Annotated in this window: 19 protein-coding genes; 15 read left to right on the top strand and 4 right to left on the bottom strand. The window is 62.4% G+C overall.

Annotated features, from left to right (window positions below):
* The first annotated feature begins 194 nt into the window (after positions 1 to 194).
* The 6 genes from nifU to nifM are packed head-to-tail and all read left to right on the top strand — an operon-like array spanning position 195 to position 4907.
* Complete coding sequence (gene nifU / locus QFI97_RS14980; protein ID WP_095103482.1) at positions 195 to 1019, top strand: Fe-S cluster assembly protein NifU; 825 nt, start codon at positions 195 to 197, stop codon at positions 1017 to 1019.
* A 29-nt stretch (positions 1020 to 1048) separates the two neighbouring features.
* Positions 1049 to 2251, top strand: coding sequence for a cysteine desulfurase NifS (gene nifS / locus QFI97_RS14975; RefSeq protein ID WP_346431471.1), 1203 nt, complete (start codon positions 1049 to 1051; stop codon positions 2249 to 2251).
* A 13-nt stretch (positions 2252 to 2264) separates the two neighbouring features.
* Complete coding sequence (gene nifV, locus QFI97_RS14970) at positions 2265 to 3407, top strand: homocitrate synthase (RefSeq protein ID WP_346431470.1); 1143 nt, start codon at positions 2265 to 2267, stop codon at positions 3405 to 3407.
* The gene (locus tag QFI97_RS14965; RefSeq protein WP_095103586.1) at positions 3407 to 3667 is read left to right on the top strand and encodes a nitrogenase-stabilizing/protective protein NifW; all 261 of its coding nucleotides are present in this window, start codon (positions 3407 to 3409) and stop codon (positions 3665 to 3667) included. The genes nifV and QFI97_RS14965 overlap by 1 nt, the downstream gene beginning before the upstream one ends.
* The gene (locus QFI97_RS14960) at positions 3664 to 4104 is read left to right on the top strand and encodes a nitrogen fixation protein NifZ (RefSeq protein WP_346431469.1); all 441 of its coding nucleotides are present in this window, start codon (positions 3664 to 3666) and stop codon (positions 4102 to 4104) included. Before QFI97_RS14965 ends, QFI97_RS14960 begins: the two co-directional genes overlap by 4 nt.
* 2 nt (positions 4105 to 4106) lie before the next feature.
* Positions 4107 to 4907, top strand: a complete 801-nt coding sequence (gene nifM, locus QFI97_RS14955; RefSeq protein WP_331834221.1) for a nitrogen fixation protein NifM — start codon at positions 4107 to 4109, stop codon at positions 4905 to 4907.
* Between the two features lie 23 nt (positions 4908 to 4930).
* Here the strand turns inward: nifM and QFI97_RS14950 are convergent, their stop codons facing one another.
* Complete coding sequence (locus tag QFI97_RS14950) at positions 4931 to 5461, bottom strand: flavodoxin (protein WP_095103474.1); 531 nt, start codon at positions 5459 to 5461, stop codon at positions 4931 to 4933.
* Positions 5462 to 5783: 322 nt separating this feature from the next.
* Between QFI97_RS14950 and nifL the strand changes: the two genes are divergently transcribed.
* The 4 genes from nifL to QFI97_RS14930 all read left to right on the top strand — a co-directional run bounded on the left by nifL (position 5784) and on the right by QFI97_RS14930 (position 10906).
* A complete protein-coding gene (gene nifL / locus QFI97_RS14945) occupies positions 5784 to 7271 on the top strand; it encodes a nitrogen fixation negative regulator NifL (RefSeq protein ID WP_095103472.1) in 1488 nt (495 codons plus the stop codon).
* Positions 7268 to 8842 (top strand): nif-specific transcriptional activator NifA, encoded by a 1575-nt coding sequence (gene nifA / locus QFI97_RS14940; protein WP_346431468.1) that lies wholly within the window; start codon positions 7268 to 7270, stop codon positions 8840 to 8842. The genes nifL and nifA overlap by 4 nt, the downstream gene beginning before the upstream one ends.
* Before the next feature lie 154 nt (positions 8843 to 8996).
* Positions 8997 to 10403, top strand: coding sequence for a nitrogenase cofactor biosynthesis protein NifB (nifB, locus tag QFI97_RS14935; RefSeq protein ID WP_346431467.1), 1407 nt, complete (start codon positions 8997 to 8999; stop codon positions 10401 to 10403).
* Positions 10403 to 10906, top strand: coding sequence for a nitrogen fixation protein NifQ (locus tag QFI97_RS14930; RefSeq protein ID WP_095103466.1), 504 nt, complete (start codon positions 10403 to 10405; stop codon positions 10904 to 10906). The genes nifB and QFI97_RS14930 overlap by 1 nt, the downstream gene beginning before the upstream one ends.
* An 87-nt stretch (positions 10907 to 10993) precedes the next feature.
* Here the strand turns inward: QFI97_RS14930 and QFI97_RS14925 are convergent, their stop codons facing one another.
* Positions 10994 to 12328, bottom strand: a complete 1335-nt coding sequence (locus QFI97_RS14925) for an aminotransferase-like domain-containing protein (protein WP_095103464.1) — start codon at positions 12326 to 12328, stop codon at positions 10994 to 10996.
* A gap of 104 nt (positions 12329 to 12432) precedes the next feature.
* Between QFI97_RS14925 and QFI97_RS14920 the strand changes: the two genes are divergently transcribed.
* Together QFI97_RS14920 and QFI97_RS14915 are read left to right on the top strand one after the other, a co-directional pair.
* A complete protein-coding gene (locus QFI97_RS14920) occupies positions 12433 to 13323 on the top strand; it encodes a DMT family transporter (RefSeq protein ID WP_095103462.1) in 891 nt (296 codons plus the stop codon).
* 50 nt (positions 13324 to 13373) lie between these two features.
* On the top strand, positions 13374 to 14267 hold the full coding sequence (locus QFI97_RS14915) for a dihydrodipicolinate synthase family protein (RefSeq protein ID WP_346431466.1): 894 nt from the start codon (positions 13374 to 13376) through the stop codon (positions 14265 to 14267).
* Positions 14268 to 14282: 15 nt separating this feature from the next.
* Here the strand turns inward: QFI97_RS14915 and QFI97_RS14910 are convergent, their stop codons facing one another.
* Complete coding sequence (locus QFI97_RS14910; RefSeq protein ID WP_346431465.1) at positions 14283 to 15509, bottom strand: MFS transporter; 1227 nt, start codon at positions 15507 to 15509, stop codon at positions 14283 to 14285.
* Positions 15510 to 15578: 69 nt separating this feature from the next.
* On the opposite strand from QFI97_RS14910, the gene QFI97_RS14905 reads away from it, so the two are divergent.
* Positions 15579 to 16028 carry a helix-turn-helix domain-containing protein gene (locus QFI97_RS14905; protein WP_346432724.1) on the top strand — a complete coding sequence of 150 codons (450 nt, stop codon included), beginning with the start codon at positions 15579 to 15581 and terminating at the stop codon, positions 16026 to 16028.
* Positions 16029 to 16063: 35 nt separating this feature from the next.
* On the opposite strand, the gene QFI97_RS14900 is transcribed toward QFI97_RS14905, so the two are convergent.
* On the bottom strand, positions 16064 to 17263 hold the full coding sequence (locus QFI97_RS14900; RefSeq protein WP_095103454.1) for an MFS transporter: 1200 nt from the start codon (positions 17261 to 17263) through the stop codon (positions 16064 to 16066).
* Positions 17264 to 17372: 109 nt separating this feature from the next.
* Here QFI97_RS14900 and QFI97_RS14895 point away from each other — a divergent pair, with 109 nt between their 5' ends.
* Together QFI97_RS14895 and QFI97_RS14890 are read left to right on the top strand one after the other, a co-directional pair.
* Positions 17373 to 18329, top strand: coding sequence for an AraC family transcriptional regulator (locus tag QFI97_RS14895; protein ID WP_095103452.1), 957 nt, complete (start codon positions 17373 to 17375; stop codon positions 18327 to 18329).
* 122 nt (positions 18330 to 18451) lie between these two features.
* Positions 18452 to 18877 (top strand): hypothetical protein, encoded by a 426-nt coding sequence (locus QFI97_RS14890; RefSeq protein WP_095103450.1) that lies wholly within the window; start codon positions 18452 to 18454, stop codon positions 18875 to 18877.
* Positions 18878 to 18880 lie beyond the last annotated feature (3 nt).

Genomic DNA, 18880 nt, shown 5'->3' with positions numbered 1-18880 from the left:
CGTGTCGTTTCTGTGACAAACCCCACAATAAATAACGACACTGTCGGCCCGTATTGTCAGGGGAAAATCCTAACCCTCTAAAAATAAACGTATTTACGCATTGGTATTGCATTTGCTTGTTCATCACCACCACCGCGCTTTTAGCGGTGGAACGCGCCCCGGCGTTTTCCGTCATCATCCCTGGAGCTGACAGCATGTGGAATTACTCCGAGAAAGTGAAAGACCATTTTTTTAATCCCCGCAACGCGCGCGTGGTGGACAACGCCAACGCGGTGGGCGATGTGGGTTCATTGAGCTGCGGCGACGCGCTGCGCCTGATGCTGCGCGTCGACCCGCAAAGCGAAATAATCGAGGAGGCCGGATTCCAGACCTTTGGCTGCGGCAGCGCGATCGCCTCCTCTTCCGCGCTGACGGAGCTGATCGTCGGCCGCACGCTTACCGAAGCTGGAGAGGTTACCAACCAGCAGATCGCCGATTATCTCGACGGACTGCCGCCGCAAAAAATGCACTGCTCGGTGATGGGCCAGGAGGCGCTGCGGGCGGCTATCGCCAACTTTCGCGGCGAGAGCCTCGAAGAGGAGCATGAAGAAGGCCGGCTGATTTGCAAATGCTTCGGCGTCGATGAAGGGCATATCCGCCGCGCGGTGCTCAACAACGGCCTGACCACCCTTGAAGAGGTGATTAACTACACCAAAGCGGGCGGCGGCTGCACTTCCTGCCATGAGCAGATCGAGCTGGCGCTGGCGGAGATCCTCGCGCAGCAGCCGCCGAGCCCCCTTCCCGCCGCCAGCGGCAAAGATCCGCACTGGCAGAGCGTGGTCGACACCATCGCCGAACTGCGCCCGCATATTCAGGCCGACGGCGGCGATATGTCGCTTCTCAACGTCGCCAACCACCAGGTCACCGTGAGCCTTTCCGGCAGCTGCAGCGGCTGCATGATGACCGATATGACCCTGGCCTGGCTGCAGCAGAAGCTGATGGAACGTACCGGCTGTTATATGGAAGTGGTGGCGGCATAGCCGCGGTTAACTGACCCAAGGGGGACAAGATGAAACAGGTTTATCTCGATAACAACGCCACCACCCGTTTAGACCCGATGGTCCTCGAAGCGATGATGCCCTTTTTGACCGATTTTTACGGCAATCCCTCGTCCATCCATGACTTTGGCATTCCGGCCCAGGCCGCCCTCGAGCGGGCTCATCAGCAGGCCGCGGCGCTGCTCGGGGCGGAGTATCCCAGCGAGATAATTTTTACCTCCTGCGCCACCGAGGCCACCGCCACCGCCATCGCCTCGGCGACGGCGCTGCTGCCGGAACGCCGGGAGATCGTAACCACCGCGGTCGAACATCCGGCGACGCTGGCTGCGTGCGAACACCTGGAGCGCCAGGGCTATCTGATCCACCGTATCGCGGTAGACGGCAACGGCGCGCTGGATATGGCGCAGTTCCGGGCGGTGCTCAGCCCGCGGGTCGCGCTGGTCAGCGTGATGTGGGCGAATAACGAAACCGGCGTCATTTTCCCTGTGGTCGAGATGGCGGAGCTGGCTCATGAACAGGGCGCGCTGTTCCACTGCGACGCGGTGCAGGTGGTGGGCAAGCTGCCGATAGCGGTCGGCAAGACCGCCATCGATATGCTCTCCTGCTCGGCGCATAAGTTTCACGGTCCGAAAGGCGTCGGCTGCCTGTATCTGCGCCGGGGAACGCGCTTTCGCCCGCTGCTGCGCGGCGGCCATCAGGAGTACGGACGACGGGCCGGAACGGAAAACATCACCGGGATCGTCGGCATGGGCGCGGCCTGCGAGCTGGCGCAGATCCATCTGCCGGGAATGGAGCAAACGGGCCAGCTGCGCGATCGCCTCGAACGGCGCCTGCAGGCCTGCGTCCCTGCGGTCATGGTGATGGGCGGCGGCCAGCCGCGCGTGCCCGGCACCATGAATCTGGCCTTTGAGTTTATTGAAGGGGAAGCGATCCTGCTGCTGCTGAATCAGGTCGGGATTGCCGCCTCCAGCGGCAGCGCCTGCACCTCAGGTTCGCTGGAGCCCTCGCACGTGATGCGGGCGATGAATATTCCCTACACCGCTGCCCACGGCACCATCCGTTTTTCCCTCTCGCGCTACACCCGGGAAAAAGAGATTGATTACGTCATTGCCATGCTGCCGCCGATCGTTGACCGGCTGCGGGCGCTGTCGCCCTACTGGCAGGACGGCAGGCCGCATCCGGCGGCAGACGTCTTCACCCCGGTTTATGGCTAAGGCGGAGGCGACGATGAGACGCGTGCTGATCAACGACACCACGCTGCGCGATGGCGAACAGAGCCCCGGCGTGGCCTTTCGCCCCAGCGAGAAGGTGGCCATTGCCGAGGCGCTGTATGCGGCGGGGGTTACGGCGATGGAAGTGGGCACCCCGGCAATGGGGGATGAGGAGATCGCGCGGATCCAGCTGGTGCGCCGCCAGCTTCCCCAGGCCACGCTGATGACCTGGTGTCGGATGAATGCGCTGGAGATTCGCCAGAGCGCCGATTTGGGCATCGACTGGGTGGATATCTCCATTCCGGCCTCGGACAAGCTGCGGCAGTACAAGCTGCGCGAACCGCTGGCGGTGCTGCTGGAGCGGCTGGCGACGTTTATTCAGCTCGCCCGGAGCCTCGGCCTGCAGGTGTGCATTGGCTGCGAAGATGCCTCCCGCGCCGGCGGGCAGAACCTGGGCGATATCGCCAGGGTGGCGCAGCAGTCCGGCGCGTCCCGCCTGCGCTACGCCGATACGGTCGGCATACTCGACCCGTTTACCACCTTCGAGCAAATCTCGGCCCTGCGCGAAGCGTGGGCTGGTGAAATAGAGATGCATGCCCACAACGATCTCGGTCTCGCCGCCGCTAATACGCTGGCGGCGGTGCGCGCCGGAGCCTCCAGCGTGAATACCACCACCCTCGGCCTCGGCGAACGCGCGGGCAACGCGGCGCTGGAAACCGTGGCGCTGGGCCTGGAGCGCTGCCTCGGCGTCGAGACCGGCGTTTACTTCCCGGCGCTTCCGGCGCTCTGCCAGAAAGTTTCGGCGGCGGCGCAGCGCCCTATCGACCCGCAGCAGCCGCTGGTCGGCGAGCTGGTCTTTACCCACGAATCGGGAGTCCACGTGGCGGCGCTGCTGCGCGATCGCGAGAGCTATCAGGCGATCGACCCGGCGCTGGTCGGCCGCAGCTACCGGCTGGTGCTGGGAAAACACTCCGGGCGCCAGGCGGTCAACGGCATTTTCGATCGGATGGGCTATCACCTCAGCTCAGCGCAAATTAACCAACTGCTGCCCGCCATCCGCCGCTTTGCCGAGAGCGGGAAGCGCAGCCCGCGGGACTATGAGCTGGTCGCGATTTATGACGAGCTGTGCGGCGCAGCCGCGCTGCGAGCAGGGGGATAATCATGGAGTGGTTTTATCAAATTCCCGGCGTGGACGAACTTAGCTCCGCCGAATCGTTCTTTCAGTTTTTCTCCGTGCCCTATCAGCCAGAACGGCTTGGCCGCTGCTGCCTGCCGGTGCTGGCGACGTTTCACCGCAAGCTGCGTGCCGAAGTCCCGCTACAGAACCGGCTGGAAGAGAACGCCCGCGCCTCGTGGCTGCTGGCGCGGCGGCTGCTCGCGGAGAGCTACCAGCAGCAGTTTCAGGAGGACGACAGATGAGGCCAAAATTCACCTTCAGCGACGCGGTGCGGGTGGTGCGCGCGATTCGTAACGATGGCACCGTCGCGGGCTTCGCCCCCGGCGAGCTGCTGGTCAGGCGCGGCAGCACCGGCTTTGTCCGCGACTGGGGCGTCTTTTTACAGGATCAAATTATTTACCAGATCCACTTCCCGGAGAGCGACCGGATCATCGGCTGCCGCGAGCAGGAGCTGATCCCCCTCGCCCGGCCCTGGTTGGCCGGAAACTTGCAGTATGGAGATACCGTCACCTGCCGGATGGCGCTGGCCGTCGGCGGCGAGGTGGTGGTTAACGTTGGCCAACAGGGGCGCATTGAGGCAACCGATCGGGGCGAACGCGGCGACAGCTATACCGTCGACTTTAGCGGCCGCTGGTTTACCGTGCCGGTACAGGCCATCAGCCTCGTCGAGGAGAGATAATCATGAACGCATGGGAACGGTTTGGCCGGCAGCGCCTGGCGCGCAGCCGCTGGAACAGTGAACCGGCCGCATTGAATGCCGCCGATACGCAGGCCTTTGAGCAGGCCTGGCAGCGCCAGCGTGAGATGGAGCTGGCTATCGTCGCCCTGGTTCCCGCGCACGATATTGCGCCGGAGCTGAGGGATAACGTTGCCGCTTCGCTCGGGATCTGGCTTAGCGACGGAGGCTTTACCCCCGACGAGCGCGCGGCCATCGTGCTTCATCACACCCGGCTGGAGATCGCGTTTGCCGAACTGGCGCAGCAGGTGCCGCAGCCGGACCCGTCGACGGTGCAGGCCTGGTATCTTCACCATCAGGCGCATTTTATGCGCCCGGAACAGCGCCTGACCCGCCATCTGCTGCTGACGGTCGATGGCGACCTCGAGGCGGTTCATGAGCAAATCCAGGGGCTGCACCAGCAAATCAGCGCCTCCCGCGATGCGTTTGCGCCGCTGGCGCAGCGCTATTCTCAGTGCCCGAGCGCGCTGGAGGGCGGGCGCTTAGGCTGGATTAGCCGGGGATTGCTCTATCCGCAGCTGGAGACGGCGCTGTTTGCGCTCGCGGAAAATGCGCTGAGCCCGCCCGTCGCCAGCGAGCTGGGATGGCACCTGTTATGGTGTGAAGCGATTCGCCCCGCCGCGCCGATGGATCGGCATAAGGCGCTGGAGAGCGCCCGCGATTATCTGTGGCAGCAAAGCCAGCAGCGCCATCAGCGCCAGTGGCTGCAGCAGATGATTTCACGCCAGCCGGGGCTGTGCGGGTAGCCTTTGCGGCTACCCGCGAAAACTCACAGCACGATGCGTTTAATCTCTTCAAGCCAGGCCGTCAGGCGCTCTTCGGTGCGATCGAACTGGTTATCCTGGTCGAGAACCAGTCCCACAAACCGCTCGCCTTCCAGCGCCGATGAGGCGCTAAATTCATATCCCTCATTCGGCCAGCTGCCGATAATCTGCGCCCCGCAGGCGTCGAGAACGTCATACAGCGGGCGCATTCCGCTGGCGAAGTTGTCGGGATAGCCCTGCTGATCGCCAAGGCCGAACAGCGCCACGGTTTTACCGCTCAGGCTGATGCCGTCGAGCGTATGGATAAATTCGCCCCATGATTCACTCTCGCAGCCGGCCGCAAGGCCCGGTAGCTGGCCGTCGCCCAGCGTTGGGGTTCCCAGCAGCAGTACCGGATAGGCCATAAACTCATCCAGCGTCGCGCGGTTAATGTTTACCGGGGCATCCGCTACGTCGCCCAACTGCTTGTGGATCAGCTTCGCAATTTTGCGCGTTTTGCCGGTATCGGTGCCGAAGAAAATGCCAATGTTCGCCATATTACGCTCCTGTCGGGAAAGGTGTTTAAAACACGAGTTATCGCCAGGGGTATTGCGAAGGCTGTGCCAGGTTTATTTGCACTATCGCGGCTCACGCCTGCCCCATAACGATCGCTCATTGCCCCTTCTCGCGCCCGCAGCCGGGCCTGTCCGGGCCTGAAAAACGCCAAAATAGCCTGATTTCCCGCTGTCGGATCAATGTTTCATCAGGTCGTTTGGATAAGGGCGCACGGTTTGCATGGTTATCCGCATGCGGATAAAACCGCGGCGTTGGCGTCGCGGTGTCGGACAAATTGTCATAACTGCGACACAGGAGTTTGCGATGACCCTGAATATGATGCTCGATAACGCCGTGCCGGAGGCGATTGCCGGCGCGCTGACTCAACAACATCCGGGGCTGTTTTTTACCATGGTAGAACAGGCGTCGGTGGCGATTTCACTCACCGATGCGAGAGCCAATATTATTTACGCCAATCCGGCGTTTTGCCGCCAGACCGGCTATTCGCTGGCGCAGCTGTTGAACCAGAACCCGCGGCTGCTGGCCAGCAGCCAGACGCCGCGCGAGATCTACCAGCAGATGTGGCAAACGCTGCTCCAGCGCCAGCCCTGGCGCGGCCAGTTGATCAATCAGCGCCGCGACGGCGGCCTGTATCTGGTGGATATCGACATCACGCCGGTGCTGAATCCCCAGGGCGAGCTGGAGCACTATCTGGCGATGCAGCGGGATATCAGCGTCAGCTACACCCTGGAGCAGCGCCTGCGCAATCACATGACGCTGATGGAGGCCGTGCTCAATAATATTCCCGCCGCCGTGGTGGTGGTCGACGAACAGGATCGGGTGGTGATGGATAACCTCGCCTACAAAACCTTCTGCGCGGACTGCGGCGGGAAAGAGCTGCTGGTCGAACTGCAGGTTTCGCCGCGTAAAATGGGGCCCGGCGCGGAGCAAATCCTGCCGCTGGCGGTACGCGGCGCGGTGCGCTGGCTGTCGGTGACCTGCTGGGCGCTGCCCGGCGTCAGCGAAGAAGCCAGCCGCTACTTTGTCGACAGCGCCCCGGCGCGGACGCTGGTCGTCATTACCGACTGCTCGCAGCAGCGCCAGCAGCAGGAGCAGGGCCGCCTCGATCGGCTCAAACAGCAGATGACCGCCGGTAAGCTGCTGGCCGCCATTCGCGAGTCTCTGGACGCGGCGTTAATTCAGCTAAACTGTCCGATCAACATGCTGGCAGCGGCCCGCCGGCTCAACGGCGAAGGCGGCGGTAACGTGGCGCTGGAGGCGGCGTGGCGCGAAGGTGAAGAGGCGATGGCCCGCCTGCAGCGCTGCCGGCCCTCCCTGGAGCTGGAAAGCAACGCCGCCTGGCCGCTGCAGCCCTTCTTCGACGATCTGTGCGCGCTCTATCGTACCCGCTTCGACGATCGCGGCCTGCTGCTGGTCGATATGGCCTCCCCGCACCTGATCGGCTTTGGCCAGCGCACGCAGCTGCTGGCCTGCCTGAGCCTGTGGTTCGACCGCACGCTGGCGCTCGCCGCCGAGCTGCCCTCCGTGGCGCTGGAGATGCAGCTCTACGCCGAAGAAGAAGAGGGTTGGCTTTCGCTATACCTTAATGACAATGTGCCGCTGCTGCAGGTGCGCTATACCCACTCCCCGGACGCCTTAAACTCTCCCGGCAAAGGGATGGAGCTGCGGTTAATCCAGACCCTGGTCGCTCATCATCGTGGCGCCATCGAACTAACTTCCCGCCCGCAGGGGGGAACCTGTCTTGTTCTGCGTTTCCCCCTCTTCAATACCCTGACCGGAGGTGAGCTATGACCCACAAACCCGACTCAGACACCACCGTCAGGCGCTTTGATCTCTCTCAGCAGTTCACCGCCATGCAGCGCATCAGCGTTGTGCTGAGCCGCGCCACCGAGGCCAGCAAGACGCTCCAGGAGGTGCTGAGCGTGTTATACAACGATGCCTTTATGCAGCACGGCATGATCTGCCTTTACGATAGCGAGCAGGAAATTCTCAGCATCGAAGCGCTACAGCAAACCGAGCATCAGACGCTGCCGGGCAGTACGCAGATCCGCTACCGGCCGGGGGAAGGATTAGTCGGCACCGTGCTGGCCCGGGGCCAGTCGCTGGTGCTGCCGCGCGTCGCCGACGATCGGCGGTTTCTCGATCGCCTCAGCCTGTATGATTACGATCTGCCATTTATCGCGGTGCCGCTGATGGGGCCCAATTCTCAGCCCATCGGCGTGCTGTCGGCGCAGCCGATGGTGCGTCAGGATGAGCGTCTCCCGGCCTGCACGCGGTTTCTCGAAACCGTCGCCAACCTGATAGCCCAGACCATTCGCCTGATGATCCTCCCGGCGCCCGGGCAGCAGCCGCCTCAGATGCTCTCAAGGGCCGAGCGGCCGCGCACCTGCGCGCCGTCGCGCAGTTTTGGCCTTGAGACGATGGTCGGCAAAAGCCCGTCGATGCGCCAGATTATGGAGATTATTCGTCAGGTCTCCCGCTGGGATACCACGGTACTGGTACGCGGTGAGAGCGGAACCGGGAAAGAGCTGATTGCCAATGCCATTCACCATAATTCGCCGCGCGCCGCCGCCGCGTTCGTAAAGTTTAACTGCGCGGCGCTGCCGGATACCCTGCTGGAGAGCGAGCTGTTCGGCCATGAGAAAGGCGCGTTTACCGGGGCGGTGCGTCAGCGCAAGGGGCGCTTTGAGCTGGCGGACGGCGGCACCCTGTTTCTCGATGAGATTGGCGAAAGCAGCGCCTCGTTTCAGGCCAAGCTGCTGCGTATCCTGCAGGAGGGAGAGATGGAGCGCGTGGGCGGCGATGAAACCCTGCGCGTGAACGTGCGCATCATCGCGGCGACCAACCGTCATCTGGAGGAGGAAGTGCGGCTGGGGAATTTCCGCGAGGATCTCTACTATCGCCTGAACGTGATGCCTATCGCCCTGCCCCCGCTGCGCGAACGCCAGGAAGATATCGCCGAGCTGGCGCATTTTCTGGTGCGCAAAATCGCCCAGAACCAGGGCCGGACGCTGCGGATCAGCGACGGCGCGATCCGCCTGCTGATGGAGTACAGCTGGCCGGGAAACGTGCGCGAACTGGAAAACTGCCTTGAGCGTTCGGCGGTGATGTCGGAGAGCGGGCTGATCGACCGGGACGTGATTTTGTTCAATCATTACGACACGATGCCGAAAGCGTTGCCCGCCAGCGGTCCGTCAGAAGATGGCTGGCTCGACAATACGCTCGATGAGCGCCAGCGGCTGATTGCCGCGCTGGAAAAGGCGGGCTGGGTTCAGGCTAAAGCGGCGCGCCTGCTCGGGATGACGCCGCGCCAGGTCGCTTACCGGATCCAAATCATGGACATCACCATGCCGCGAATCTGACCCGCCGTGTGAGGTTCAGGACATTGTCAGCACCGGGGCGGAATTGCGACAATTTATCGCCAGACATTATCTTTAAATTTCAGTAACTTGACAATTAAACGTTTGGTACAGCATTTGCAGCAGGAAGGTATCGCCCAACCATGAAGGTACGACCATGACTTCCTGCTCCTCTTCCCCTGCCGGTAAAGCCTGTCACGCTGCGGACAACGGCGCGTTAACGCCTTTTGTTGCCGATAAGGTCGCCGCGCACCCCTGCTATTCCCGCAGCGGGCACCACCGTTTTGCGCGGATGCATCTGCCGGTCGCGCCCGCCTGCAATTTGCAGTGCAACTACTGTAATCGCAAGTTCGACTGCAGCAACGAATCCCGCCCCGGCGTATCGTCGACGCTGCTGACGCCCGAGCAAGCGGTGCTCAAAGTACGCCAGGTCGCCCAGGCTATCCCGCAGCTTTCAGTGGTCGGGATCGCCGGTCCAGGCGACCCGCTCGCCAACCTCACTCGCACCTTCCGCACCCTCGAACTGATACGTGAACAGCTGCCGGATTTGAAGCTCTGCCTGTCGACGAACGGCCTGATGCTGCCCGACGCGGTGGATCGCCTGCTGGACGTCGGCGTTGACCACGTCACGGTCACCATTAATACGCTGGATGCGGATGTCGCCGCGCAAATTTATGCCTGGCTATGGCTGGACGGCGAGCGCTACAGCGGGCGCGAAGCCGGAGAGATCCTCATCGCCCGCCAGCTGGAGGGCGTCAGCAGGCTAACCGCCAAAGGGGTGCTGGTGAAGATAAATTCGGTGCTGATCCCGGGGATTAACGCCAGCGGCATGGCCGACGTCAGCCGTCGGCTGCAGGCCAGCGGCGCTTTTATTCATAATATTATGCCGCTGATCGCCAGACCGGAGCACGGCACGGTATTCGGCCTTAACGGCCAGCCGGAGCCGGATGCCGAAATGCTCGCCGCCACCCGCAGCCGCTGCGGCGAAGTGATGCCGCAGATGACCCACTGCCATCAGTGCCGCGCCGACGCTATCGGTATGCTGGGGGAAGATCGCAGCCAGCAGTTTACCGAACTGCCGTCCGCGGCGAGCCTCCCGGCCTGGCTGCCCATTCTCCATCAGCGCGCCCAGCTTCATGCCAGCATCGCCACCCGCGGCGAGTCCGAGGCCGACGACGCCTGCCTGGTTGCCGTTGCGTCAGGCCGCGGCGACGTCATTGACAGCCACTTTGGCCACGCCGACCGTTTCTATATTTACAGCCTGTCGGCCGCCGGCATGGTGCTGGTCAATGAGCGGTTTACGCCGAAATATTGCCGCGGAAGCGACGACTGCGAACCGCAGGATAACGACGCCAGGTTCGCCGCGATCCTTGCGCTGCTGGCGGACGTTAAAGCCGTATTCTGCGTGCGTATCGGCCATACGCCGTGGCAAAAGCTGGAGCAGGCGGGAATTGAGCCCTGCGTCGAGGGCGCATGGCGACCGGTTTCCGAGGTGCTCCCCGACTGGTGGCGGCAGCGCCGAGGCAGCTGGCCCGCCGCGCTGGCGCATCAGGGGGTCGCCTGATGCCGCCGCGCGCCTGGTTAAACCGCCTGTGGCTGCTGTATCACGCGGGGAAAGGCAGCTTTCCCCTGCGGATGGGGCTCAGCCAGAGCGACTGGCAGGCATTAGGCCAGCGTCTGGCTCAGGTCGAAACGCCGCTGGACGGCGAGACGCTAACCCGCCGCCGCCTGATGGCGGAGCTGAACGCCATCCGCGAAGAGGAGCGCAGGCAGCTCGGCGTGTGGCTGGCGGACTGGATGCGGCAGGAGGCCGAACCTATGGCGCAGATCGTCGCCGAGGTTTCTCTGGCCTATAACCATCTCTGGGAGGATCTTGGCCTTGAGTCGCGGGCCGAGCTGCGCCAGCTGATGAGCGACTGCTTTCCGCAGCTGGTGGTGATGAACGAACACAATATGCGCTGGAAAAAGTTCTTCTATCGCCAGCGCTGCCTGCTTCAGCAGGGCGAAGTCACCTGCCGCTCACCGAGCTGCGACGAGTGCCGGGAACGCAGCGTTTGTTTTGAGTAGCCGGTTGGATGGGCCGTTTATGCCGGCGTCGCCGGCGGCTTGATGCATGCGGCCTGCATACGCAGCGCCTGATGGTCGCGATATCCGCTAGCGGTACCGTTCGGCTTCCACCGCCTCACGGACCTGAACGAGCGCGCGCCGCAAATTATCCAGCGTGACCGACCCCAGCGCCAGCCTGATGGCCTGAGGGACGCTTTGCGCGGTACTGAAAGGCTCCGCCGTAGAAACGGAAATATTCTTGTCCATCAGCGCCTTGACCACCCGATCCGCCCTTGCCTCGTCCGGCAGCGGAAGCCAGGCGAAATAGGATTCCGGATGGCTCACGCAGGGGAGATCCCCTAGCGCCTCTCGTAACAGAACCTGCCGCTGGCGCGCATCGCGTCTTTTCAGCATTTCAAAGCGGCTGACGGTGCCATCCTGGATCCAGCCGCAGACCAGGGCCGTCATCACGGAGGGGGTATTCCAGGTCGTGGCGCGCACCGCCCTTTCCAGCGCGGGACGATACGCTTCAGGGCAGATAACCGCCCCGACCCGCAGGCCGGTCGCCACGTTTTTTGAAAATCCGCTGATATAAACGGTGCGCTCTGGCGCATAGCTCGCCATCGGCGGCGGCGGCCGACGCGCCAGGTAGGCATAGGCGCCGTCTTCGACGATCAGCAGATCGTGAGCCCGGGCAATCTCTGCCAGCGCTTTGCGCTGGGCGCGGCTAAGTACCCAGCCCAGCGGATTGTGCAACGTCGGCATAACGTATACTGCCCGGACGCGCCTTTTTTGACAGAGCTGCCTGAGGGCCGCTAAATCCGGGCCATCGGCCAGGGATGGAATGGCGATAAGCTCAAGATGATAGAGCTCGGCCAGCGCTTTGAATCCCGAATAGGTCAGCGCATCCACGGCCACAACGTCTCCCGGTCTCAGCAGCCCCATGACCGTAACGGTCAGCCCATGCTGGGTGCCGTTGACGATCAGCAGATTGTCCGCCGTCGGCCGAAATCCGTGCCTGGAAAAATGCCCGGCCATAATCTCGCGCTCGTTGAGCCTGCCGGCATGGGGCTGATAGCGCAGATGCGACTCGATATCGCCGGCCGTCGATAGCCGCCGCAGCGCGTCCCGCAGCCGCTCTCCCTGCCCGGGCAACGCCGGATAGTTAAAGTTCAGGTCGATAACGTCCGTCGCCACCGTTTGCTGATCGACGCCATGACCGGGGGGCAGCGACGTCTCTCTGACGAAGGTGCCGCGCCCGGTTTCGCCGCTGACCAGCCCCATCGCCTCCAGCTCGCTATAGACCCGCGTTGCCGTCGCCAAAGAAATATGCTCCTGCGAGGAGAGCCTGCGGTGCGTCGGCAGGCGGGTTCCCGGTGACATCTCGCCGTTTCGAATCCACTCCGCGAATTTATCAACAATGCCTTTGTAGCGGGCTTTCATCAAATGTATCCATGACAATAATTTGATTGTATCGGATTGGCGAGGCTACCATCCGCTGACCAAATGCTCAAGTCCGCAAACGTTAAGCAACAGATGAGGTTACAGTGGAGAATTCAGCGGTACACAAAGCCGATCCCGGCGCAATTTCTGGCTGGCTCAACGGCCTGCTGGGCGTCATTATTTTCAGCGGTTCTTTACCCGCCACCCGCGTGGCGGTGCTTGAGATGCCTCCCTTCTTCCTGACGTTTCTGCGCGCCTCCATCGCCGGAATCGTGGCCTGCATGCTGATTTGCTGTTTACGGCAACGGCGCCCTCACGCCTCGCAAATCGTCCCGCTGATGGTCGTAGCGCTGGGCGTTGTCGTTGGTTTCCCTCTGCTGACCGCCCTGGCGCTGCAGCATGTTACCTCCGCGCACTCGATCGTCTTTCTCGGCCTTCTGCCGCTCACCACGGCCATTTTCGGCGTCGTGCGCGGCGGTGAACGCCCGAAAACGGCCTTCTGGATCTTCTCGGTCATCGGCAGCCTGCTGGTTGTGGGCTTCGCGCTTTCGCAAAACGCCTCGGCGTCGCCGACCGGCGATCTGCTGATGCTCGGCGCGGTCATTGTCTGCGGCCTGGGCTACGCCGAGGGCGCAAAGCTCACCCGGGCGATCGGAGGCTGGCAGGTTATCAGCTGGGCGTTGATTATCTCCCTGCCGCTGATGCTGATCGCATCCTTTATCACCATGCCCGCGACCTTCAGCGGCATTGGGCCGTCGGCCTGGGCGGCGCTGGGGTACGTTTCGCTTTTCAGTATGCTGATCGGCTTTATTTTTTGGTACCAAGGGCTCGCTATCGGCGGGATTGCCGCCGTCGGCCAGCTTCAGCTGCTGCAGCCATTTTTTGGTCTTGCGCTGTCGGCTATCCTGCTGCATGAAACGGTCAATCCGATGATGGTTTTCGTCACGTTGGGCGTTATCCTGTGCGTTATCGGATCGAGAAAATTTGCCAGATAAAACGCAATCGCCGTTGCGTATTGCCACCATTTTCTTATGAGGAATCAACGATGTTTACAGGCCTGAGCGCATTCCCTCTCACCCCGCTGGCCGGCGCAGAGATCGACGAAAAGTCGTTTGTTTCACTGCTTGAGAACCTTGTCGATGCCGGCGTGGATTCGATAGGCGCGCTGGGGTCTACCGGCAGTTACGCCTACCTGACGCGGGAGCAGCGGCTGAGGGTCACAACGCTGGCGGTCAGCGCCGCGTCGGGTATCCCGGTGATGACCAGCATTAGCAGCATCAGCGCAGACGAAGTTATGAGGCTGGCGGAGGATGCGCAAACAGCCGGCGTCCGCGGCGTGCTGCTGGCGCCGCTGTCGTATCAGAAACTGAGCGCCGACGAGGCGTATCGCCTATACGAGCGCGTCACCGCCGGGCTATCGGTTCCGCTGTGCATCTATGACAATCCGGCAACAACCGGATTTGTCTTTTCCGACGAGCTGTTAGTCGCCCTGTCGAATCTTAGCCACGTCCGGTCGATAAAACTCGGCGACCTTCCGGCGGACTGGAGCGCGGCCTGCCGACGCATCGCCGCCCTGAAGGGCCGGATCGCCGAACGGGTCACTCTCGGCATCAGCGGCGACACCCGCTCCGCGGCCGGCCTGATTGCCGGCTGCGACGTCTGGTATTCCGTCCTTGCAGGGCTGTTTCCCCGCTACTCCCGGAGCCTGACCCAGGCGGCCTCAGGCGGAGAGAGTGGCGAGGCGCAGCGGCTTAGCGCGGCCCTTGAGCCGCTGTGGGCGTTCTATCGTCGCCACGGGAGTCTGCGGGTAATTGCGACCGTGGCCGAGATCCTTGGAGCCGCGCCGGCGCCGTGCCTGCCGTTCCCCCTCCGGACGCTTGGCGGTCAGGAAAGGCGCGATCTGCAGGAGATCCTCGGCCAGCTGCCGTTCCTGGATTGACCCGCAGCGGGAGCGTCACTCATTCAGGCGCCTGGCGAGCACGATGGCGATCGCCCCGGCCATCATTACGCCAGCAAGCAGGAAGGTGTACCGCATGGCGCCGGCGATAGCCGACGCCGATGCATGGACGAAGTCTTCCGTGCCGGCGCCAAACGCAAAAACGCTCCCCATCGCGGCGGCCCCCGCGATCAGCCCCATATTACGCGCAAGGCTGAGTAATCCGGACACCGTGCCCTGCTGGCCCGGCATCACGTCGAGCAGCGCGGCGGTATTGTTGGCGGCCTGAAAGAGCTGGTAGCCGGGGGTCAAAACCATAACGGACAGCACGTAGCCGATAATGCCAATCTGGTTCGGCAGGTATGCCAGCATAAAAGCCCCTGCCGCTAACAGGATCAGTCCCATATTAAGCGTGCGGCGGGTGCCCCAGCCATCAACCAACCGGCCGGAAGGCACGCCGCAAAAGATAGAGATCACGGGGCCGATCGCCATCACGAAGCCCACTGCCGCGGTCTTCAGGCCAAGCGCGATGCTCAGATAAAACGGCCCAACCACCAGGGTGGTCATCATCACCGCCGCCACCAGAAGATTCACCAGCAGCCAGGGCGCCAGACGCCTGGCCAGCGCCGACCGCTGGCCGACCTGAACCTCGGAACGACTGCATAAATCGGCGGGTAAGACGATAAAAATCAGCAACAGCGCCAGGCAGGCGATCGGCAGCTGAGCCCAGAAAATGCCGCGCCATCCCGCCCAGGCTATCAGCAGCCCGCCGAAGGAGGGGCCGAGCGCCGTTCCCAGCGCCGAAGTGGTACCCAGCAGCCCCATCGCCCGTCCGATACGCTCCTTCCCGGCGGCCTGCCTCATAAGGGCCATACTCAGCGTCATCAGGAAAGCGGCGCCCGCTCCCTGTAGCGCCCGCGCGGCGGTCAAAAACCACAGGCTGGCGGCCAGGGCGCAGAGCAACGACGCCACGATAAACAGGCCGAGGCCGACCATCAGCATCGTCTTCAGCCCCCATTTATCGCCCAGACGACCGGCAACAAGCACCGAGATCGTCAGCGCCGCCAGATAGACGGTCACCACGGCCTGGACCTGCGAGAAAGGCGCGGAAAAGGCCGCCGCCAGAGTGGGCAACGCAATGTTGGCGATGCTGGTGCCCAGCGAGGCCAGCAGCATGCATAACGCGAGCGCAGCCGTTACTGCCGCCGGTTTGTTTGTCGGGATCGGTATTTCTGCTTGCGCCACTGTTTTGCCCTCTTGCCGGAAATTTGGTTCGGGAGCATGCTACGACTTCAAGTCGAATTGAGGTCAAGCATGAAATTTCTGGATATCGGCGAAGTTTCGGCACAGAGCGGGATCAAACCCTCGGCGCTGCGCTACTACGAAGAGATCGGGCTGATTTCTTCTATTTCTCGGCACGGGCTGCGCAGGCAGTTCCCGCATGACGTGCTTTTGCACCTTAAACTCATCACCATGGGCAAAGCGGCGGGTTTTTCGCTCGATGAGATCGCGAGCATGTTCGGCAAACAGGGAACGCCCGAGCTGCCGCGCGGGGAGCTGCACCAGAAAGCCGAGCGCATTGACCGCCAGATTCAGCAGCTAACCGCCCTGCGCGATACGCTTCGCCACGTTGCCGACTGCCCGGCGCCTTCGCATATGGAGTGCCCTACCTTCAGGCGTCTTGTTGAGCTGGCGGGGAAAAGCGGCGCCAGGGCTGCCAGGAAAAAAGATCCGACCGGCCGATCGCTGAAGCGTGCCGGCTGACGGCGAAACGAAAAAAGCGCCCGCAGGCGCTTGCTTTACTCTCCGTTCGGCACCGGTTTTACCCGGACGCCGACCAGGACAATGATCATCGCGCTGAGCAGCAGCACCCCGCTGCCGGTAAAGACCCCGCTGGCGCCGGTGATGTCGAACACCGCCCCGCCGCCGGCTGCCCCGGCGCTGATGGCCAGCTGTATGGAGGCAACCAGCAGCCCGCCGGCGCTTTCGGCCTCATCCGGCACCGTGGTGGCAAGCCAGGTTGACCAGCCCACCGGCACCAGGCCAAAGGCGAAGCCCCACATGGCTACCATCAGACCATCAAGCAGCATCAGATGTCCGAATGTCACCATCATCAGCGCCAGAATGCTCATCGCAAACGGCACCAGCGCCAGCGTCAGGCGCAGGCTGCGGGCCAGTAAATGCCCGGCAATGGAGGTCCCGACAAAGTTGGCCAACCCAAAGCCTAGCAGGATCAGTGAAACCCCTTCCACGCTCGCCTGGGCGACGGTTTCCAGAAACGGCCGCAGGTAGGTAAAGAACGCGAAATGGCCGCTGAAGATCAAAATGGTTGCCAGCATGCCGCCCAGCATCCCCGGCCGGCGCAGCACCTTAAATAGCGTCGCAAAGCTGCCTGCGCTTTCCGGGCGCATTGAGGGCAGAACCCACAGCTGCCAGAACAGAGCCGCCAGGCTCGGCAGCGCGCAGATGATAAATACGTTGCGCCAGCCGATCAGGCCGCCTAAATAGCTGCCCAGCGGCGCGGCCACGACGGTCGCTATCGATACGGCGGAGAAAATGATGGCCAGCGCTTTTGGCACATACGCGGCGGGAACCAGACGCATTGCGGTAGCGGTGGACATCGACCAGAACCCGCCGATCGCAACCCCCAGCAGCAGACGGCCGAGGAGTAATAACTCAAGCGAAGGCGCAAATGCGACCATCATGCTGGAGATAATTTGCAGCAGCGAAAAAAACATCAGCACCCAGCGGCGGTCGATATTTCTGGTCGCCGGGGTGATTAGCAGCCCGGTAACCAGCGCCACCAGAGCCGTGGCGGTCACCGCCTGCCCCGCCATTCCTTCACTCACGCCCAGGCTTGCCGCCATCGGCGTTAACAGACTGGCGGGAAGAAACTCTGCAACAATCAGGCCGAAAACGCCCAGCGCCAGCGCATAAACGGCCCGCCATGCGGGTTTTGCGTTTAGCTGGCTCTCATCGGCTACAATGCAGGAACTCATATACATCTCTCCAGAACAGTTAACAATCCGACACAGCTTAGAAACTTCTCTTCGGACGATCTATGATGCATACTCTGCCATTATTGATAATTCGTCCGGGATTCGCGTTATGACTCATCAGGCCCTCGATCTCACCAGTGAACTGCTGCGCGGCATGCGCCTTTCAGGCGTCAACTACCGGCGCATTGAATCCGGACGGCCGTTCGGGGTGGAGTTCAGCTATGTGCCGGGCAAGGCGCAGTTCCATTTTGTCAGCCGCGGCCCGGTTCTGCTGCGCATGGCCAGCGGGCAGCAGCTCAGGCTGGAGAGCGGCGATGCGCTGTTTATTCCCAACGGCGACGGCCACGTGCTGATGTCCGACGCGCAGGCGCAGATCGTCAACGTCCGGCAGCTGCCCACCGAGCCGGTGTGCAGTACGGTGTGCTGCATCAAAAACAAGGGTCCGCAGCCGGAGCAGGACAACGCCATTATTTTCAGCGGCTGTATGGACTTTGAGCTCGGCGGCATGCAGCCGCTGGTAAAAGCGATGCCGGAGGTGATGATGGTGAGCAGCCTGCTGAACACCCGGCCTGAGATCCAGCCTCTTCTGGCGGCAATGGAGCGAGAAACCCTCACCCGCCAGGCGGGCTATGCGGGTATCCTGGCGCGGCTGGCGGACGTGGTGGCGGCGCTGATCGTTCGCGGCTGGGTGGAGTGCGGCTGCGGCAATGCCACCGGCTGGGTGCAGGTGCTGCGCGACCCGAAGCTGGCGCGGGCTATCTACGTGATGCATCAGCAGCCGGGGGTTAACTGGAAGGTTGAGGATTTGGCCCGTGAGGCCGGCACCTCGCGTTCGGTGTTTGCCGAACGCTTTCTGGCGGCGACCGGCACGACGCCCGCGCGCTACCTGACCGAATTACGCATGCGTCTGGCCGTTCAGTACATTTCCCATGAAGGCCAGGCTCTGGAAAAGGTGGCCTTTAAGCTGGGCTACAGCTCCCATGCCGCATTTAGCCGCGCTTTCAAGCGTATTACCGGCAAAGCGCCAGGCGCCCTGCGCGCTATTTCGCCCGGGGAAGAGATATAGGCAGAATATCCGCCTCCCGTTTTTTGGCAGTGCGGCTGAATTATATTTGCTCAATTCGCCGGTTAATATCACTATGGGGCATGCGCTATTGCGTCCCGGCTAAGCAGGATAATTAACAGGAAGTGAGCAGAAAAAACAGCCACCGCCGATCGCGGAAAACGGGAAGCCGCAGGCCGCGGCAGCGCGCGGTCCGCATCGTGCATCCGGCGGTGCTTTTTATTAAGCGTCCGGATTTTATCGGTAAGCTGGCGTGGGGCGTTTTCCTTTTCGGCCTGCTTATTTACGACCTCTATGATGAGGTCGGCTGGCCGCTTATTGCGCTCGGCTGGCTCTCTATTTTGCTGTTCCCCTTTGCGAAACGCGGGGCCGATGACACGCTTCTTCACCTGACGTCGGAGCGCACATTTGAAACGATTAACGGCGGGGGAATGGGCCGATTTGGCGCGCTGTATCTCTTCGCATTAGTGCCCCTGACGCTGCCTTTAGCCGCCGGCTATTTTATTTATCACACCGTGAAGTGGCGGCAGATGCGCAGGCAGGCGCCTTAACCG

Source organism: Klebsiella scottii (assembly GCF_036561945.1).
GTDB classification, from domain to species: Bacteria; Pseudomonadota; Gammaproteobacteria; order Enterobacterales; family Enterobacteriaceae; genus Klebsiella; species Klebsiella scottii.
This window is presented reverse-complemented; position numbering and strand designations above follow the sequence as displayed.

What these genes read in the sequence shown, in the direction of transcription:
- QFI97_RS14900 (WP_095103454.1), bottom strand. Translation starts at nt 17,263, where the DNA reads ATGAGTTCCTGCATTGTAGCCGATGAGAGCCAGCTAAACGCAAAACCC.
- QFI97_RS14925 (WP_095103464.1), bottom strand. Translation starts at nt 12,328, where the DNA reads ATGAAAGCCCGCTACAAAGGCATTGTTGATAAATTCGCGGAGTGGATT.
- nifM (WP_331834221.1), top strand. Translation starts at nt 4,107, where the DNA reads ATGAACGCATGGGAACGGTTTGGCCGGCAGCGCCTGGCGCGCAGCCGC.
- nifL (WP_095103472.1), top strand. Translation starts at nt 5,784, where the DNA reads ATGACCCTGAATATGATGCTCGATAACGCCGTGCCGGAGGCGATTGCC.
- QFI97_RS14905 (WP_346432724.1), top strand. Translation starts at nt 15,579, where the DNA reads ATGAAATTTCTGGATATCGGCGAAGTTTCGGCACAGAGCGGGATCAAA.
- QFI97_RS14960 (WP_346431469.1), top strand. Translation starts at nt 3,664, where the DNA reads ATGAGGCCAAAATTCACCTTCAGCGACGCGGTGCGGGTGGTGCGCGCG.
- nifU (WP_095103482.1), top strand. Translation starts at nt 195, where the DNA reads ATGTGGAATTACTCCGAGAAAGTGAAAGACCATTTTTTTAATCCCCGC.
- QFI97_RS14895 (WP_095103452.1), top strand. Translation starts at nt 17,373, where the DNA reads ATGACTCATCAGGCCCTCGATCTCACCAGTGAACTGCTGCGCGGCATG.
- QFI97_RS14930 (WP_095103466.1), top strand. Translation starts at nt 10,403, where the DNA reads ATGCCGCCGCGCGCCTGGTTAAACCGCCTGTGGCTGCTGTATCACGCG.
- nifB (WP_346431467.1), top strand. Translation starts at nt 8,997, where the DNA reads ATGACTTCCTGCTCCTCTTCCCCTGCCGGTAAAGCCTGTCACGCTGCG.
- nifV (WP_346431470.1), top strand. Translation starts at nt 2,265, where the DNA reads ATGAGACGCGTGCTGATCAACGACACCACGCTGCGCGATGGCGAACAG.
- nifA (WP_346431468.1), top strand. Translation starts at nt 7,268, where the DNA reads ATGACCCACAAACCCGACTCAGACACCACCGTCAGGCGCTTTGATCTC.
- QFI97_RS14950 (WP_095103474.1), bottom strand. Translation starts at nt 5,461, where the DNA reads ATGGCGAACATTGGCATTTTCTTCGGCACCGATACCGGCAAAACGCGC.
- QFI97_RS14915 (WP_346431466.1), top strand. Translation starts at nt 13,374, where the DNA reads ATGTTTACAGGCCTGAGCGCATTCCCTCTCACCCCGCTGGCCGGCGCA.
- nifS (WP_346431471.1), top strand. Translation starts at nt 1,049, where the DNA reads ATGAAACAGGTTTATCTCGATAACAACGCCACCACCCGTTTAGACCCG.